This is a genomic window from Allobosea sp. LC85, assembly GCF_000735605.1.
Lineage (GTDB): Bacteria > Pseudomonadota > Alphaproteobacteria > Rhizobiales > Beijerinckiaceae > Allobosea.
Genome location: NZ_JPKG01000045.1, coordinates 1 through 17,234, shown reverse-complemented (window position 1 = coordinate 17,234; position 17,234 = coordinate 1). Strand labels below are relative to the sequence as shown.

14 protein-coding genes, 2 tRNA genes and 1 pseudogene are annotated in these 17,234 nt (G+C 64.8%); 9 read left to right on the top strand and 8 right to left on the bottom strand.

The annotated features are described in order from the left end of the window. Positions 1 to 42: 42 nt before the first annotated feature. Positions 43 to 119: transfer RNA gene (locus FG93_RS20615), tRNA-Met, on the top strand. A 161-nt stretch (positions 120 to 280) separates the two neighbouring features. On the opposite strand, the pseudogene FG93_RS31990 reads toward FG93_RS20615, so the two are convergent. The 5 genes and pseudogenes from FG93_RS31990 to FG93_RS20590 form a co-directional block, all read right to left on the bottom strand. Then, positions 281 to 515: pseudogene (locus FG93_RS31990) on the bottom strand (IS3 family transposase); the annotation flags it as partial. Between the two features lie 123 nt (positions 516 to 638). Beyond that, positions 639 to 923, bottom strand: a complete 285-nt coding sequence (locus FG93_RS20605) for a hypothetical protein (protein WP_152579538.1) — start codon at positions 921 to 923, stop codon at positions 639 to 641. Positions 924 to 1,630: 707 nt separating this feature from the next. Next, positions 1,631 to 2,068 carry a hypothetical protein gene (locus FG93_RS32525; protein ID WP_152579537.1) on the bottom strand — a complete coding sequence of 146 codons (438 nt, stop codon included), beginning with the start codon at positions 2,066 to 2,068 and terminating at the stop codon, positions 1,631 to 1,633. A 38-nt stretch (positions 2,069 to 2,106) separates the two neighbouring features. Next, entirely contained in the window at positions 2,107 to 2,325 is a 219-nt protein-coding gene (locus FG93_RS20595) for a hypothetical protein (protein ID WP_043237819.1), read from the bottom strand. A 777-nt stretch (positions 2,326 to 3,102) separates the two neighbouring features. Next, positions 3,103 to 3,192 (bottom strand) — tRNA-Ser (locus FG93_RS20590). Between the two features lie 150 nt (positions 3,193 to 3,342). On the opposite strand from FG93_RS20590, the gene FG93_RS20585 reads away from it, so the two are divergent. The 6 genes from FG93_RS20585 (at position 3,343) to FG93_RS20560 (ending at position 12,076) form a co-directional block, all read left to right on the top strand. Next, complete coding sequence (locus FG93_RS20585) at positions 3,343 to 3,666, top strand: hypothetical protein (protein ID WP_043237817.1); 324 nt, start codon at positions 3,343 to 3,345, stop codon at positions 3,664 to 3,666. 226 nt (positions 3,667 to 3,892) lie between these two features. Next, positions 3,893 to 4,867, top strand: a complete 975-nt coding sequence (locus tag FG93_RS20580) for a TAXI family TRAP transporter solute-binding subunit (protein ID WP_043237838.1) — start codon at positions 3,893 to 3,895, stop codon at positions 4,865 to 4,867. A gap of 160 nt (positions 4,868 to 5,027) precedes the next feature. Further along, positions 5,028 to 7,193, top strand: coding sequence for a TRAP transporter permease (locus FG93_RS20575; RefSeq protein WP_043237814.1), 2,166 nt, complete (start codon positions 5,028 to 5,030; stop codon positions 7,191 to 7,193). A gap of 70 nt (positions 7,194 to 7,263) precedes the next feature. Continuing rightward, entirely contained in the window at positions 7,264 to 8,802 is a 1,539-nt protein-coding gene (locus FG93_RS20570; RefSeq protein WP_043237811.1) for a YifB family Mg chelatase-like AAA ATPase, read from the top strand. A 119-nt stretch (positions 8,803 to 8,921) separates the two neighbouring features. Continuing rightward, on the top strand, positions 8,922 to 11,024 hold the full coding sequence (locus FG93_RS20565) for an ATP-binding protein (RefSeq protein WP_052513992.1): 2,103 nt from the start codon (positions 8,922 to 8,924) through the stop codon (positions 11,022 to 11,024). A gap of 188 nt (positions 11,025 to 11,212) precedes the next feature. Further along, positions 11,213 to 12,076 (top strand): GNAT family N-acetyltransferase, encoded by an 864-nt coding sequence (locus tag FG93_RS20560; protein ID WP_244448669.1) that lies wholly within the window; start codon positions 11,213 to 11,215, stop codon positions 12,074 to 12,076. A 6-nt stretch (positions 12,077 to 12,082) separates the two neighbouring features. Here the strand turns inward: FG93_RS20560 and FG93_RS20555 are convergent, their stop codons facing one another. From FG93_RS20555 to FG93_RS20545, 3 genes are read right to left on the bottom strand one after another with little or no spacing between them, the layout of a single operon-like run. After that, positions 12,083 to 12,949, bottom strand: coding sequence for an SDR family oxidoreductase (locus tag FG93_RS20555; RefSeq protein WP_043237805.1), 867 nt, complete (start codon positions 12,947 to 12,949; stop codon positions 12,083 to 12,085). Next, on the bottom strand, positions 12,946 to 14,184 hold the full coding sequence (queG, locus tag FG93_RS20550) for a tRNA epoxyqueuosine(34) reductase QueG (protein WP_081881678.1): 1,239 nt from the start codon (positions 14,182 to 14,184) through the stop codon (positions 12,946 to 12,948). The genes FG93_RS20555 and queG overlap by 4 nt, the downstream gene beginning before the upstream one ends. Next, positions 14,082 to 14,774, bottom strand: coding sequence for a glutathione S-transferase family protein (locus tag FG93_RS20545; protein ID WP_043237802.1), 693 nt, complete (start codon positions 14,772 to 14,774; stop codon positions 14,082 to 14,084). Before FG93_RS20545 ends, queG begins: the two co-directional genes overlap by 103 nt. A gap of 244 nt (positions 14,775 to 15,018) precedes the next feature. Here FG93_RS20545 and FG93_RS20540 point away from each other — a divergent pair, with 244 nt between their 5' ends. Next, positions 15,019 to 15,816 carry an undecaprenyl-diphosphate phosphatase gene (locus FG93_RS20540; protein WP_043237799.1) on the top strand — a complete coding sequence of 266 codons (798 nt, stop codon included), beginning with the start codon at positions 15,019 to 15,021 and terminating at the stop codon, positions 15,814 to 15,816. Between the two features lie 141 nt (positions 15,817 to 15,957). Then, positions 15,958 to 16,926, top strand: a complete 969-nt coding sequence (locus FG93_RS20535; RefSeq protein WP_043237829.1) for a magnesium and cobalt transport protein CorA — start codon at positions 15,958 to 15,960, stop codon at positions 16,924 to 16,926. The last annotated feature ends 308 nt before the right edge of the window (positions 16,927 to 17,234 follow it).

Here is a 17,234-nt window from a genome sequence, read left to right as displayed (position 1 = left end):
CGGCGCCCGAGGCTCACCCCTCGGCGCCGCGTTCCCACTTACCGCGGGGTGGAGCAGCCCGGTAGCTCGTCAGGCTCATAACCTGAAGGTCGTCAGTTCAAATCTGGCCCCCGCAACCAAATCCCACAACACGATCTCAAACCCCGCCCCCCCCAAGGACGCGGGGTGCGCCCGTTCCAGAGCACTGCGCAAGATCCGCGTGAGGCTCCGGATTCACGCCACCGCGCCTTCCCGCGGCGTGACCACAATCTGGCCTGCTGCCGGTTCTGTGGACGCTGAGTTAAGCTAGTCCCACGTTATCTTCGAACTCGGCCGGGCTGAGATAGCGATGGTCGCGTGCCTGCGGATCGTGTTGTAGAAGCGCTCGATGTAATCGAATACGTCGGCTCTGGCGGGGTCGCGCGTCCGATACAGCTTGCCCCTGATGCGCTCGGTTTTCAGGGAGGAGAAGAGCTCTCGATGGCGGCATTGTCCCAGACATTGCCGGACCGGCTCATCGAGCAGGTGACCCCGTTCCCAAGCCAGGAGTGACTGGCCAAATTGCCGAGTGAGGCCGGACCATCGACCGCGCGCCTCACTCTTCGTTCGGTTGGCAGACCCACCCTGCCTAACCCGATTTGGGCTCGATGAGAAACGGACTAGTCGAGTTCGTCGGCTTTCATCTTTCCAGATGCGCCAGCAGCCCCCTTGGCCGATCCGGCTTTCTTTCCAGCTCCAGCGCTGCCCTGTCCGCTGACGCCTGCCTTGGTGCGTGGGGCCACGACCTCAGCATCGACGTCGGCATTTCCGCTGGCTGAGGTTGAGGGAGCGCCGGTTGTGCCCTGTGTCTTGCCGCGAGTCTGGGTATCGACCGAGAGGCCCTGCGCCAGAGCAGGCCCTGCAAGTGCAGCAGACATCGCAAGCACAATCGCGGACAGTTTCATGCCATTCATCGGCTTCTCCTAGTCTGAATGCGCGACGGTATCGCGTCCAATCTTAAGCGCCGCTCGCCTGGAACGATTGGACCGCCGCGCAAGCGTCGTTGCGAGCGACGCAGACCCATGCAAGCGGCGCAGCATGACCATTGTTCGAAATTTCTGGGGTGATTTCGCGAGTCCGGTGCCATATTGCCGCCCCGCATGTGGCAGACACGTTGCTGCTGAAGGCGTTCGACCTCGCGCGCGCCGCAGGCTCTCAATATTCCTATGAGCGACGTTCACTGGTTTCGATTACCCATGCCCGAACACCCTCAAAGCCCGCCAGCCGTCACGCCTGAGTTGCGGCGGGGCATAGCCCGTGTAGGAGCTGTTGGACTCTCCGCCGTGTTACGAGCGCGAAGAATTGGCACAGCTCTGCGAGCTAGCGCACGATTATGGCGAAATGCCGCGAAACTGTGAGGTATGGCACGCCACCGCCGTGGCAATCATGAATGCTGGACTAGATCGCCGTGCGTCCGTCCGGACGCAGGATGGGCGATCGATCGCTTTGTTTGAGCATCGGATTGTTCCGAAAACCGGATTCCACTTTTCGGTCCGATGCGCTAGCAAGAGGACGGGCGCTTCAGATTGTCACCACGGCGCCTTCCTCGCATGGCTTGCGGCTCGCGACGCCGCACAGCCAGCATCAGGGTGCGCGCCACACGGCGCAATGGTCAGCTCGCCCGTTTTGCAACGATGGTCAGCTCGCCATCTTCATCGAGCTGGGCAACGACCACGTCCCGTGAAGTAAAGCCCTTCGCCGCGAGCGCCGACTTCAGCTCCGGTTCATTCTCTATGGCCGCTCGCATTTGCTGGATCTCGACGGCCGAACGGTTTGTCAGGACCTGGTTGACCTGCTCTTGGGCCGCAGCCGGGAGCGCATCGAGATCGACGACGCTCACCGTTTTGATAGTTGCACCGTCCCGTTGCGGTGATGCAGCCGGAGGCGTGGATTGTGATGGACCCTGCGCATTCGCGCTGCCTGCCAGAATGAACGTAGCGCCGACCAGAGCTATTATGAACTTTCGCATCGGGTTTCCTTCCATGAGCAGTGGATAGGCGTCGAATTCGACAACGCGAATGCGGTCAGAGGCTGAAGCTGATCTGGTCATTTAGTGACCATATGGTGGCAGGGGCTGCTCTTCTGGCGCTATCGATCCTTCAAGATAGGCTTCTTAGCCGTTGTCGATGCCAAGAAGCCGTCCGACGCCTCCAGCGCGGCTTCGACGATCGGCCGAACGAATGCCCGCAGATCGCGGCGCCATTCTTCCGATGACTGCTCCCATGTGAATTGCCGCCTTTCGCGCGCGCTCTCGTGGAGGGCCTTCGCCCCCGCTTCGATCGCCAGGTCGATGCGAGTATCTGCCATGGCTTCACCAAGCTCCCTTCCGAGCCTTCAACCGCAGGCGGACGAGCCGCTGTCCGAGCAACCGGCATCGCTGGTTGAACTGGTTGAGCCTGCGTCGGAGTAACCACCAAAGGGGGAGCACCCGCTTCCGATGCCGACCGGGCGCGCTTTGCGTTCCTCTTGGGCGGTCATCCAAACGACGACGCCCGCAGCGGCCAGAACGAGGCTCAGCATGGGAAGGGTCTGCTCCATTGCACAAGTGTGCCACACCTCTTGCCGGGCGCAATCTGACACATCCGAAACCCGACCGGCGTGGGGCCAAGACCGGATAAGACGTCGCCACCGACCGCTACTTCCTCGTTAGCAAACGCGGATGGGGTGATCCAAACGGTGCGGGAGCGGTTCTCCTGCCGTTCCTGCGGGGCGAATACGCAACCGCCGGTGCCGTTCCACGACATGCCGCGCGGCCATGCCAGGCCGAACCCTCTTGCCATGGTGCTGTTCGAGACGTTCAGGCAGCACCAGCCGCTGAAACGGCCCAGCGAGCACCATGCACGAACAGGGACGGCTTTGCCCGCTTCCTCGACGATGGCCGCGCCTGCCGAACCAACGCCCTTGCACCGAGCGCTCGCAGCAGCGGTTATCGCCGCGATCACGCGTGGGCATCGGCCCAACGAGTCGAGGTCGCGGAAAGCGACATACGCATCATGGCATCGAAGGCGGATTTGCTCAGAACCCTTGCCGCCGCATCCGGCGCAAAGATTGGCCACGCTCGGCGTGGCCAATTCTGTTCTGAAATGGCGGACAGGGCGGGATTCGAACCCGCGATACGGTTTCCCGTATACACACTTTCCAGGCGTGCGCCTTCAACCACTCGGCCACCTGTCCGGCGGGCTGCTTATGACCGCCGAGCCGGCTTCTTACAAGGCCTGAAACGCGCTTTTCGCATTCTTGCGTGGAGAGTGCCGGGCAAGGTTGCAAAGCCGTGCCCGAATGGGCACATCGGATGTGAGGGGCTCTTGCGGGGAATGGGGCGGGATGCTGCGTTTTTTCGTCCGTTTGCTGGGTTATCTCGCTGTCGCCAGCGGTTTTGTCGCGCTGGTCATCGACGGCGCGCGTTCGATCGCCAATACCTCGCTTCAGTTCACGCCGCTCGGCGAGATCCTCCTCATCCTGCTGCCGACGCGATATCCGCTGCTGCAGCCGGCCGTCGAGCGCAATCTCCATCCGCTGCTCTGGGATCCGATGCTGCTCTCGCTGATGCGGTCGCCGGTTGCGCTGGTCGCGCTGGCGCTGGGCTTCCTCCTGCTCTGGCTCGGCGCGAGGCCCGAGCCGCAGATCGGTGTCGTCACGCGACGGTGAAGGGCCATGCAAGGCAGGGAACGGCGGCACAGTCCGGCGATGCAGGCGGGCACTGACCCGGCCGCGCTCCGCGCTGTACCGAGGCCAGGCTGGCCGCTGCCCCGAATTCGCCACAATATTGCGCGCCCGGCGTGTAAAACGCGCCAGCGTTGCCATCAGCGCCCTTGATCAGCCGGCAAAAGCTGCGAACACTCCCGCGCTCATAGGGAGCTTCCGTGACATGACCATGACTTTCAGATCGAAACTTGCGGCCGCAGGTCTCGCGCTCGGCGGCGTTGCGCTCGCAGCGGGCCTCGCCTTTGCCCAGGCGCCAGCCTTCTTCCGCATCGGCACGGGCGGCACGGCCGGCACCTACTACCCGATCGGCGGCCTGATCGCGAATGCGATCTCGGCGCCGCCGCAACTGGTCGCAACCGCCGTCGCCAGCAACGGCTCGGTCGCCAATGTCAACGCGATCGTCGGCGGCGCGGCCGAATCCGGCTTCGTCCAGGCTGATGTCGCCTACTGGGCCTATTCCGGCACCGGCGTCTATGAGGGCAAGCCGAAGGTCGCGGACCTGCGCTCGATCGCCAACCTCTACCCCGAATCGGTCCATCTCGTCGTCCGCAAGGCCTCGAATGTGAAGAGCGTCGCCGATCTCAAGGGCAAGAAGGTCTCGCTCGACGAGCCCGGTTCCGGCACGCTGCTCAACGCCAAGGCGATCCTCAACGCCTATGGCATTACCGAGAAGGACATCTCGGCCGAGTTCCTCAAGCCGAACCAGGCAGCCGAGAAGATGAAGGACGGCTCGGTCGACGCCTTCTTCTTCACCGGCGGCTTCCCCGCGGCGGCGATCTCGGAGCTGGCCTCGACCGGCTCGGGCATCGACATCCTGCCGATCTCCGGGCCGCAGGCCGAGAAGCTCTCCAAGGAGTTCCCCTTCTTCGCCGCCGACGAAATCCCGGCCGGCACCTACAAGGATGTCGGAGCGATCAAGACTGTCGCCGTCGGCGCGCATTGGGTGACTTCCGCCAAGGTTTCGGCCGACACCGTCTATGCCGTGACCAAGGCCCTGTGGAGCGACAAGGCCCGCGCCGCGCTCGATGCAGGCCATGCCAAGGGCAAAGCGATCCGCAAGGAGACCGCGCTGTCGGGCCTGCAGGGCGTGCCGCTGCATCCCGGCGCCGAGAAGTTCTACAAGGAAGCCGGGCTGCTGAAGTAAGCCGACGCGACCTCTCCCTTTCCCGAATGGAAAGGGACCGGGGGAGAAGGCGCGAGACCTTACGCGAGAGGTCTCCTTCACTGCCTCCCTCCCTGTTCTGATCTCTCTTTCCCTCACCCCTCTCCCGTCCGGGAGAGGGGTTTGCCGTTGAGTTTTTGACATGACAACCCAGCCCTCCGCCGCCGAACTCGCCAAGCTCGAGGAAGAACTCGATCCGGAGATGCAGTTCCGCAAGGTGCCGCATGGCACCTCGCTGCTCATCGGCGGATTGCTGCTCGCACTCTCGGCGTTCCACTACTACACGGCCGGCTTCGGGCTGCTGCGCGAAACGACGCATCGCGGCATTCATCTCGCCTTCGTGCTCAGCCTGATCTTCCTGGTGTTCTCGGCTCGCAAGAGCGACGCCCAGACCGTGCATGCCTCGACGCTGCTGCGGCCGGGTGGCGTGCCGCTCTACGACTGGATCTGTGCCGTCGCGGTCGCGATCTCGAGCCTTTACGTACCCTGGATCTTCGAGGACCTGGTCTTCCGCGTCGGCAACCCCTCCACCCTCGACGTCGTCATGGGCACGATCACCATCGTGCTGATGATCGAGGCGACGCGGCGCGCGATCGGCTGGGGGCTGCCGATGATCGCGCTCTTCGCCATCGTCTACGCGATCTTCGGCAACTGGTTTCCCGGCATCTTCCTGCACCCGGGCGCGACCTGGTCGACTCTCGTCAACCATCTCTATCTGACCAGCCAGGGCGTCTATGGCGTCGCGCTCGGCGTGGTCGCGACCTATGTCTTCCATTTCGTGCTGTTCGGCGTGCTCGCCACGCGGATCGGGCTCGGCCGGCTCTTCCTCGGCGTGGCGGCTGCGCTTGCCGGACGCTTCGCCGGCGGTCCGGCGAAGATCTCGATCTTCGGCTCGGCCCTGTTCGGGATGATCTCGGGCTCCTCCGTCGCCAATACAGTGACGGTCGGATCGCTGACGATCCCGATGATGATCCGGCTCGGCTACCAGCGCCATTTTGCGGCAGCCGTCGAATCGACGGCTGCAACCGGGGGGCAGATCACCCCTCCGATCATGGGGGCCGCCGCCTTCCTGATGGTCGAATTCCTGAACCTGCCCTATGCGACGATCGTCATCGCCGCGATCATCCCCGCCTTCATGCATTTCTTCGGTGTGCTGATGCAGGTTCATTTCGAGGCGAAGCGCTCCGGCATGCGCGGCCTGACCGATGCCGAGATCCCCAATCTGCGCGAGGTCTTTGCCCGCGACTGGCCGACGATCGCGCCCCTCTTTGCGCTGATCCTGGTGCTGTTCACCGGCTATACGCCCTATCTCGCCGCGTTCTGGGGCATCACCGGCTGCATGCTGGTTGGCCTCGCCCAGCATCGCGCCGCCTCCGCTCTCGTCTTCGCGCTCGCCATCGGCCTTGCCGCACCGACCGAATTCCTGCGCGTCCCCGGCGTCAACGCCACCTTCACGCTCGCCTGTTTCGCGGTGATGGCACATGGCGTGCTGATGCGCTCGGACGAGGGGCGCCGGCGCATGAACGACATGGTCGATGCCTTCATCCTCGGCGCCAAATACGCCATTGGCGTCGGCGCGGCTGCAGCGACCGTGGGCATCATCGTCGGCGTGGTTACGCTGACCGGCGTCGGCTTCAAGATCTCCTGGATCGTGACCTCGCTCGCCGACCAATGGGCCAAGGGCGTGCTCGATCTCGTGCCGTTCCTGCCCTTCGACATGAAGTCGGCGACGCTGTTCTTCACGCTGCTGCTCACCGGCATCGTCTGCATCCTTCTCGGCTGCGGCGTACCGACCACCGCGAACTACATCATCATGGTGACGGTGGCGGCGCCGGCGCTCGGCCTGCTCGGCGTGAACCCGCTGGTGGCGCATTTCTTCGTGTTCTATTACGGGGTTCTCGCCGATGTGACTCCGCCGGTCGCGATCGCGGCCTATGCCGGAGCGAGCATGGCCGGCGCCGATCCGTTCAAGACCGGCAACACCGCCTTCCGGCTGGCCCTCGGCAAGGTTCTGGTGCCCTTCGTCTTCGTGTTTTCTCCCTCGATGCTGATCATGGCGCCGGGCTTCACCTGGACCGAGCTGATCGGCTCGACCGCGTCCTGCATCGCCAGCATCACCTTCCTCTCGGCGGCTTTTGCCGGCTGGTTCCTGGCTCCGCTGGCGATGTGGGAACGCGTTGTCGTCGGCATCGCCGCCCTGCCGATGATCCTGGCGACTCCGGCCAGTGTCCTGGCGGGGCTCGTCATTGCCGCGCCCGTCCTGCTGCGCCAGGTGGCGGCGCGGCGGGCCAGCGTGGCGCCCGCGTGAGTTCCCTATATGTTCTTGCCAGTAGGCTGAGCATTCGCTAGCCTTCCCCCTAGGGAATGGGGAGGCGTCGATGGTCACGCGTGTCGCGACGGTTGCGTTCGAAGGCATCGAGGCGCGCGCCGTCGACGTGCAGGTGCAGGTCACGCCGGGCGGTGTCGCCTTCCTTCTGGTCGGTCTGCCCGACAAGGCGGTGGCGGAAAGCCGCGAGCGGGTCCGCGCCGCGCTGATCGCATCGGGACTGGCGCTGCCGGCCAAGCGCATCACCGTCAATCTTGCGCCGGCCGACCTGCCCAAAGAGGGCAGCCATTACGACCTGCCGATCGCACTTGCGGTCATGGCCGCCATCGGCGCGATCCCTGCCGATGCGCTGGCCGGCTATACTGTGCTCGGCGAACTTGCACTCGACGGCTCCATCACCACTGTCGCAGGCGTGCTGCCGGCCGCGATAGCCGCCTATGCCCGCGGACAGGGGCTGATCTGCCCGGCGGCCTGCGGGCCGGAAGCCGCCTGGGCCGCCGCCGATGTCGATATCCTCAATCCGCGCTCGCTGATCCAGCTCGCCAACCACTTCAAGGGCACGCAGGTGATGGCGCGGCCGGTGCCATCCGTGGCCCGGCAATCCGGCCCCCTGCCCGATCTCGCCGATATTCGCGGCCAGGAAAGTGCGCGCCGCGTGCTGGAGATCGCCGCCGCCGGAGGCCATAATCTTCTGATGAACGGGCCTCCCGGTGCCGGCAAATCGATGCTGGCGAGCCGACTGCCCTCGATCCTGCCGCCGCTCTCGCCACGCGAACTGCTCGAGGTCTCGATGGTGCACTCCGTCGCCGGGCACCTCGCCGAGGGGGCGCTGACGGATCGCCGCCCCTTTCGCGCCCCGCACCATTCGGCCTCGATGGCGGCGCTCGTGGGCGGCGGCCTGCAGGCCAAGCCCGGCGAGATTTCGCTCGCCCATCACGGTGTGCTCTTCCTCGACGAATTGCCGGAATTCCAGGCTCAAGCCCTCGACGCACTGCGCCAGCCGATGGAGACCGGCGAGGTGCTGATCTCGCGGGCCAACCATCGCGCCATCTATCCCGCGCGCTTCCAGCTCGTCGCCGCCATGAACCCGTGCCGGTGCGGCAAGGCAACCGAACCCGGCTATGCCTGCCGACGGCAGCCGAACGAGCGCTGCATGGCGCAATATCAGACCCGGATCTCTGGCCCCATGCTCGACCGTATCGACATTGTCATCGATGTGCCGGCCGTAACCGCAACCGACCTGCTTCTGCCGGCCGCGAGCGAGAGTTCGGCAGAGGTCGCGGCCCGGGTCGCTGTGGCGCGCCAGGCGCAGACGGCGCGCTTCGAGTCGCTCGGCCTTTCCGAGATCGCAAACAACGCCGCCTGCCCGGCGCCAGTGCTCGACCAGATCGCCCGGCCGGACAATGCCGGCATCTCGCTCCTGCGCGACGCGGCCGAAGCCCTGAGGCTGACAGCGCGCGGCTACCATCGTGTTTTGAAAGTCGCGCGCACACTTGCCGATCTCGACGGTGAGGCGAAGATCGGCCGCATCCATCTCGCCGAGGCGCTATCCTACCGCTCACGCATCGACCAGGTGGCACAGGCCGCGTGATGTCGACACTGGCACGTGCCGCATCGGTGCCACCAGGTTAACGAACTCATTCAAACGATCGCGAAAGCAGCCTTCGCGCGCGAACGCTTTCTCAAGGGGACGAATACTAGACTGGCATCATGGAAATTCCATCGTTCCCAGTGGTTTGGGCTGCTCTCGCCAGCCTGCTGACCGTTCTGTCGGGCCTTGCCGCCGTGATGCTGCTGCGTGCACGCAATCGGGTCGTGGAGCAGGCGCTGGACATGACCCAGGATCTGGAGAAGCTGACCGACCGACTCTGGGCGCTGGCGGACAGCGAAGAGCGCTATCGCAGCCTGATCGAGGCCCAGGGCGATCTGATCGTTCGCCGGAATGAAAGCAGCATCGTCTATGCGAATGCCGCCTATGCAGCCCTTCTCGGAGCGACCGAATCCGAGGTCATCGGCAGCCACACCGCACCGCGCGTGATTGAGAGCCGCCCTGCGCAGGCGCTGACCGATGGCACGCGGATCTTCGACGAATGCATCGCCTCGCCCGAGGGAGGCGAGCGCTGGATCTCCTGGGTCGAGACCGTCGTGCCGGTCGCTCTCGGCAAGACCGTGCTGCAGCGCGTTGGCCGCGACATCTCCGCCCGGATCGCAGGCGAGCAGGCCCTGGAGGAGGCGCGCAGCCGGGCCGAGAGCGCCAACGAGGCAAAGTCGCGCTTTCTTGCGACCGTCAGCCACGAGTTCCGAACGCCTCTCAACGGCATTCTCGGCATGGCCGACCTCCTGAACGACACCAGGCTGGACCCTGAGCAGACCACCTATGTCCGGGCCCTCAGGACCTCGGGCGAAGCCCTGCTCGGCCTGGTCGACGACATTCTCGACTTCGCCAAGGTGGAGGCCGGGAGGCTCGAACTGGCCGAGGAGCGCTTCGATCTCGGCCAGTTGGTCGAGACGGTCAGCGAATTGATGGCGCCACGGGCTCAGGCCAAGGGGCTCGAGATCGCAAGCTTCCTCACACCTGATCTCGCCTCGCACTGGATCGGAGACCGCGACCGGCTGCGCCAGATCCTGCTCAATCTCGTCGGCAACGCCATCAAGTTCACCGAGACCGGAGGTGTCGGCATTCGCGTCGCGCGGGCGGGCAAGGCCGTCGCCATCAGCGTCTCCGATACCGGCCCCGGCATTCCGCCAGGACGATTGCAGGCGATCTTCGAGGAGTTCGAGCAGGCCGACAGCTCTGCGGCCCGTCGTCATGACGGCACCGGTCTCGGGCTCGCGATCGTGCGCCGGCTCGTGACCTTGATGGGTGGCTCGGTCACGGCAGAAAACGCACCAGGTTCCGGCGCGATCTTTCGCGTCATGTTGCCGCTTCCGGAGGGCAGCGCAGGAATACGGGTCACAGCCCTGCCGGAGTGGCGCGGCAAGCTGATCATGATCGCGTCCGCCGCGCCGTTCGGGCCGGACTATCTCGCGGAAACCATCGAGATTGCCGGCGCATCAATCGTGCGGGCCCGAAATGTGACAGAAGCGCTCGCGCTGCTCGCCGGCGCACAGCGCTTCGATGCCGCCCTGATCGACCAGGCCATCGGGGTCGATGAAGCGCGCTCCGTCGCTGCCGCCGCCCGGCAGGCCGGTGTCGGCGAGTGCCTGATCCTGATGTCTCCCTTTGAGCGCCGCCAGTTCGGCTCACCGCTCGCAGGCGGTTTCACCGGGTTTCTCGTCAAGCCGGTACGCGCCCGCTCTCTCTATGAGCGGCTTGCGCCGCCCGCTCGACCGCGGCGGGAAACCCTGCCGCCCCGGGGTGTGACGCCTATTCAGGCCAGAGATCCCGGTCCACCTCAACTGACGGTCTTGATCGCCGAGGATAACGATATCAACGGGCTGCTCGTGACACGGACACTCGAGCGCCTCGGCTGCACCGCCGTCTGGGCTCGAGACGGGCGCGAAGCAGTCGCCCTCATCGAGGCCGGGCTCACGGGCAAGCGTGCGCCCTTCGATCTCATTCTGCTCGACATCCGGATGCCGGAGCTTGACGGATTGGAAGCCGCTCGCCGGATTCGTGCCCTGGAGTCCTCCCTCGGGCGGCCGAACTTGCTACCCATTGTCGCGGTCACCGCCAATGTCGCCGAGGAGGATCGGCAAGCCGCCCTGGCCGCCGGGATGAATGATTGCCTGGCTAAACCGCTGGCCCGTGAGGCGCTTAGCGCCTGGATCGCGCGTGTCGCCGACTCGCCGCGCCTCACTCTCAGCGCTTGACGAACCGTCACAACTCTGACGCAGTTCTGTCGCGATCCCGTAGGAACATCGGCACTAGCCTGACGAACTGCAGATTCGACGGCACAGGGACGAGACGGACAATGGCCTTCGACATGTTGCGCGGCCTGCGACAGCCGGCAAATCAGCTGCCGGTGGACCACCCTCTCTTGTCGCGCCTCTCTCCGCTCATGCTGATCACTGGCGACACCGTGCGCCGCTTCGGCTGGAAGCAGGACCACCTGGCAGAGTCGCTTGGCCGTTCCGGTTCGCTGGAAGTGCGGCTGGCGCGCGGACCGCGCGAGATCTGGCGGGCGCAGCGACTGCGCTACCGGGTCTTCTACCAGGAGATGTCGGCGAAGCCGGATGTCATCGCCCGCATGTTCCGGCGCGATGCAGATCGCTATGACGCGGCGTGCGACCATCTCCTCGTCATCGACCATGCGGCGCGCGGCCGTTTCGGCGGTCTGAAGCCAAAGGTCGTTGGCACCTATCGCTTGATGCGCGAAGGTTCGGCCCTGCGGCTTGGCGGCTTCTACACCCAATCGGAATTCGATCTCTCGGGAATGATCGAGCGCCATCGCGGCATGCGCTTCCTCGAGCTCGGCCGCTCCTGCGTGCTCAAGCCGTACCGCACCAAGAAGACGGTGGAACTGCTCTGGCACGGCATCTGGGCCTATGTCCGGCACCACCGCATCGATGCGATGTTCGGCTGCGCCAGTTTTGACGGCACCGATCCGAATGCGCTGGCGCTGCCATTGAGCTTCCTGCATCACCACGCCCGCGCCGAGGGCGAGTGGTCCGCCACGGCGCGCCCGGAACGTCATGTTGCGATGGACCGGCTACCGATCGAGCAGGTCGATGCCAAGGCCGCGCTGAAGCTGCTGCCGCCACTGATCAAGGGCTACCTGCGGCTCGGCGCCCGCTTCGGCTCGGGCGCGGTCGTCGACAAGCAGTTCGGCACCACCGATGTCCTGGTCATCGTGCCGGTCTCGGCGATCGACCGGCGCTATCTCGACTATCTCGGCGACGAAGGGCAGCGCTACGCGGCTTGAGCGCACTCACTCTCCCGCGGCAGCCAGCGCCCGCAGCGCTTCCCTGTACGTGGGGTAGCGCAGTTCATAACCCAGTTCGCGCGTCACAAGGGCGTTCGATACGCGCTTGTTCTCCCCGTAGAAGCTTGCCGCCATCGGCGAGAGCTTTGCCGGGTCGAACGGCACTTCCGGCGGCGGGGCCAGGCCGGTCAGTTCGGCGGCAAGCGTGATCACGTCCTGCGGCGGCGCCGGCTCGTTGTCGGTGACGTTGTAGACCGCGCCCGCTCGTGGCCTGGCAAGCGAAGCCAACAGGATGCCGGCGATATCGTCGACATGGATGCGGTTAAAGACCTGGCCGGGCTTGATCAAGCGGTTGGCGGTGCCGGCGCGCAGCTTGGTGATGGCATTGCGCCCGGGACCGTAGATGCCGGATAACCGGAATATATGCACTGGCTTGCCACTGCGCTCGCCCAGCGCAAGCCAGGCTTCATCGATTTCGAGACGCTGCTTCGAGCGCCGGCTCGCCGGCCGGCATTCGACCCCTTCATCGATCCAGGCGCCGCCATGGTCGCCATAGACTCCGATGGTCGAGAGATAGCCGATCCAGCGCAGGTTCGGCGCAGCGGCCAGCGCCTCACCGAGACCGTTCAGCACGGGGTCGCCCTCGTCATCGGGCTGGACCGAGACGAGGACCGCGTCAGCCTCGGCGACGGCCTGGGCCAGAGGGCGCGATACCGCAAAACCGTCATAGACCAGTGTGTGCAACCCCTCGCGGCTGAGCCGCCCCGCCTTTTCGGCCGAGCGGACGGTACCGGTGACCTCCCAGCCCTCCGCTTGCGCCGCACGCGCGAAAAACCCGGCGGAATAGCCGAGACCGAGAATGACAAGCTTCATGCGACAGGTTCCGGAGCAGTGTGGAGGGCAAGCCATTCCTGGCGGACATCGGGATCGGCTTCGCCGGAAAGCACTGCCTCGGCAAGGTCGCGCGCGCGCCCGGGCGCGAGCCTGATCAGGGCCCAGGCGGCCATCGCGCGCACCAGCGGCGAAGCATCTGCAATCAACCGCTCTGCGCTGGCCGCCAGGTCCGACCGGCCGCTATTGCCGATGGCGATCAGCACATTGCGGATGAAGCGGTCGCGGCCAGTACGCTTGACCGGCGTGCCAGCAAAGAGCTGGCGGAAGGAGGGGTCGTCAAGCGCCGCGAGATCGGCCAAGGGCAGTGCCTCAAGCTTGTCCTTCAGGGCCAGGCGGGTCTCGTGCACGGCCTCGGCGAATTTGTTCCAGGGACAAACGGCCAGGCAATCGTCGCAGCCGAAGACGCGGTTGCCGATGCCGGGCCGCAGGGCGGCGTCGATATGGCCCTGATGCTCGATGGTGAGATAGGCGATGCAGCGGCGCGCATCGAGTTGATAGGGCGCGGGGAAGGCGTCAGTCGGGCAGATATCGAGGCAACGTCGGCAGGAACCGCAATGGTCGCGCTCCGGCGCATCGACCGGCAGTTCGGCCGTGGTGTAGATCGCGCCGAGAAAGAGCCAGGAGCCATGCTCGCGCGAGACCAGCACGGTATGCTTGCCCTGCCAGCCAAGACCCGCGGCTTGCGCCAGCGGCTTTTCCATCACCGGCGCGGTATCGACGAAGACCTTGACATCAGCCCCGCCGCGGGCCGCCAGCAACCCGGCGACGCTCTTCAGTCGGCCCTTGATGACATCGTGGTAGTCGCGCCTGCGGGCATAAAGCGAAATCGATGCCTTGTCGGGCTGGCCGAGGATGGCGAGCGGATCGCCTTCGCCTGCATAGCTCACGCCGAGCATCACGATGCTGCGCACCTGACTCCAGAGCTGGCGCGGATCAGCGCGTTCGTCCATGCGCTCGGTCAGCCAGCCCATATCGCCGTGATGTCCGGCCGCCAGCCACGCCCTGAGCCGTTCAGGCGCCTCGGGGATCGCGTTAGCGGAGGCGATGCGCGCGACCACGAAGCCCTCGGCGCTGGCGCGCTCCAGCACCGCGCGCTTGAGCTTCTCGCCGTTCAGAAGTCCAGATTGTCGTAATGGGCGCTCGGCGCCATGCCCGGCACCCGATCGCTCAACAGTGGCCGGAAGCTCGGCCGGGATTTGATCCTCGCGTACCATGCGCGCGCGGCCTCGTCCTCTTCCCAGGGCACATCGCCGAGATAGTCGACGCAAGAGAGATGCGCCGCCGCGGCGAGATCGGCATAGCTCAGCGCACTGCCTGCGAGCCAGTTCCGTTTGGCTGTCAGCCAGGCGATATAGCGCAAATGATAGCGCACATTGGCGCGTGCGGCGCGGATGGCGCTCATTTCCGGCGGGCCACCGCCCTCATCCCGGCTCATGAAGCGCTTCATGACCTTCTCCAGCACCAGCGGGCTGGTGATCTCGGTATCGAATTTGAGATTGAACCAGTCGAGCAGGCGACGAACCTCGACACGCTCGGCCGTCCCTTCCGGCAACAGTCGCCGGGGGCCCAGCGCCAGCCCGCGGGTCTCGTCGAGATATTCCGAGATCGGCCCGGCGCCCGGGACGGCAAAGCCGTTCTCCTCGCGAAAGACGGGTGTCGTGCCAGCCGTGTTGAGTTCCAGAAACTCGCGCCGGCGCTCCCAGACGCGCTCCTCGATCAACTCCGCGTCCTGCCCGAACTCGCCGAGAGCGAGCCGGATAAAGCGCGAATGCGGACATAACGGATAGTGATGAAGGGACGCCATTGCACTCTTGAAACAGATGGATGCGGCCGAAGCAGGGCTGTCGAAGGGGGAGGCATCGGGCTATGCGCCGCGCATTTGCTATAGTCTCGGCTACGCCCCCTCACAACCCGCTGCCCATGGGAAGCCACGAATCCACGGCATTGGCTTGGCGAAGTGGTAACCAATTGGCAAAGAGCTTGGTTCCATAGAGGGGTCCGGTTTACCTCTGCCGCGGCGGCGATCTGAGGCTTCCTGGGAAACAGTCATGCAAAACCTGATCGAAGCGATGGTGCTCGGCATCGTCGAGGGCCTGACCGAGTTCCTGCCAGTCTCCTCCACCGGCCACCTCCTGCTGCTCGGCCACTTTCTCGGCTTCGAATCAAACGGCAAGACTTTCGAGGTCCTGATCCAGCTCGGCGCGATCCTCGCCATCCTGCTGGTCTATTTCCGGCGATTGCTCGACATTGCGTTGCGCCTGCAGAAAGATCCGGCGGCCCGGCGTTTCGTCATCGGCGTGCTCGTCGCCTTCCTGCCGGCGGCGCTGATCGGCGCTTTGCTGCATGGCTTCATCAAGGGCGTTCTGTTCAACCCGTTCCTGGTCTGCTGCGCCCTGATTGCTGGCGGGCTCGTGCTGCTCGTCGTCGATGAACTCGAGCTTGAGGTGAAGCACACCGACGCCACCGCCTTCCCGCTGCCGATGTATCTCAAGATCGGCGTCATCCAGTGCCTGGCGATGATTCCAGGCGTCTCGCGCTCAGGCTCGACCATTGTCGGCGCGATGCTGCTCGGCGCGAGCAAGCGGGCTGCCGCGGAATTCTCGTTCTTCCTCGCCATGCCGACCATGGCGGGCGCCTTCGCCTATGACCTCTTGAAGAACTACAAGATCCTGACCTTCGACGACACGATGCTGATCGTGGTCGGCTTCGTTGCGGCCTTCTTCGCGGCGCTGCTCGTGGTCAAGACCTTCCTCGACTACGTCTCGCGCCGTGGCTTTGCGCTCTTCGCCTGGTGGCGCATCATCATCGGCGCGGCGGGCCTGGTGGGTTTGTGGGTGTTCGGCTGATCGGAAGACAGGTCGAGGACTGCGATCCGGGCAGCTGGCGATTGCCGCGTCGGAGCCTCGGTTTTTCCGGCATTGACGTGCTAGTCTTGCAGGCATTGCTGTGGGCTGACCGGCCCCGAGATGCCAGGAGGCGAGCCTGCCGTGAGTGTCGTTGCCGCCTGTCACTATGTCGATGGGAAGCGTGTCGGGACCGTTTCGCTCGACCAGCCGTCGACCTGTGCTCATGAGCAATCCGATTTCGTCTGGATCGGCCTGCTGGAACCCTCCGAAGAGGAGTTGCGCACGCTCCAGGCCAGCTACGGCCTGCATCCACTTGCGGTCGAGGATGCGCTCAAGGCGCATCAGATGCCCAAGGTCGACATCTATGGCGACCAGCTCTTCATCGTGGCCCGCACGGCACATCTGGAGGATGACGAGATCGCCTATGGCGAGACCGCGATCTTCGTCGGCAAGCACCACATCATCACGGTTCGTCACGGCTCCGCGCGAGCCCATACCGCGCTGCGCAGCCAACTCGAGGCCGCAACCGCGCAAATGCGCTACGGCGTCGATTATGTCCTGCACGGCGTGCTGGATTTCATCGTCGATGGCTATTTCCCGATTGTGGAGACGATCGAGGAGGACGTCCTGGAGATGGAGCAGGAGATGCTCGCCAGCAAGTTCGGCCGGGTCGACGTCCCGCGCATCTTCGGACTGCGCCGCCAGCTCATCCGTTTCCAGCGCGTGCTCGGTCCGATGTCCGAGCTCTGCCGCAAGCTGGTGCATCTGGAACTGCCCTGCATCGATGCGGAAGCGAAGCCTTATTTCAATGACGTCTGGGACCATGCCCGTCGTGCCGAAGCCATGGTGGGGAGCCTGCGCGATATCCTGACCTCCGTCTTCGAGGCGAGTCATCTACTGGAACAGCAGCGCCAGGGCGTAATCACCAGGCAGCTCGCGGCCTGGGCAGCCATGCTCGCGGTCCCGACCGCGGTTGCCGGGATCTACGGCATGAATTTCGAGCATATGCCGGAACTGAAGACCCAGTACGGCTATTTCATCGTGCTCGGACTGATCGCAGCGTTCTGCACCGCGCTCTACATGCGCTTCAAGCGTTTCGGCTGGTTGTAAGGCGAAGCCTCCGCGTCTTCGTCAAAGAGCCGTTTTACGCGTCTCTGAATTGCGAAGGCCGTCGTCACACTCCGCGTCCTGGATCGTCGGACCGGAAATCGTATCCGGTCCGACGATCCAGCCCTTTGTGTTTGCATCGGCTTTCCCGAAAACCGCAATCCACTTTTCGGGCCGATGCTTTAGCTAGCATTACAGTTGCGCTTATTGTGGGTCTCTGAATCCATCGGTCACCATGATTCGGAGATCATGGATGACGGGTGCCTCGATCGAGACGACGCTGGAGCTTTGGGCTTCGTCGTTGCGGGATG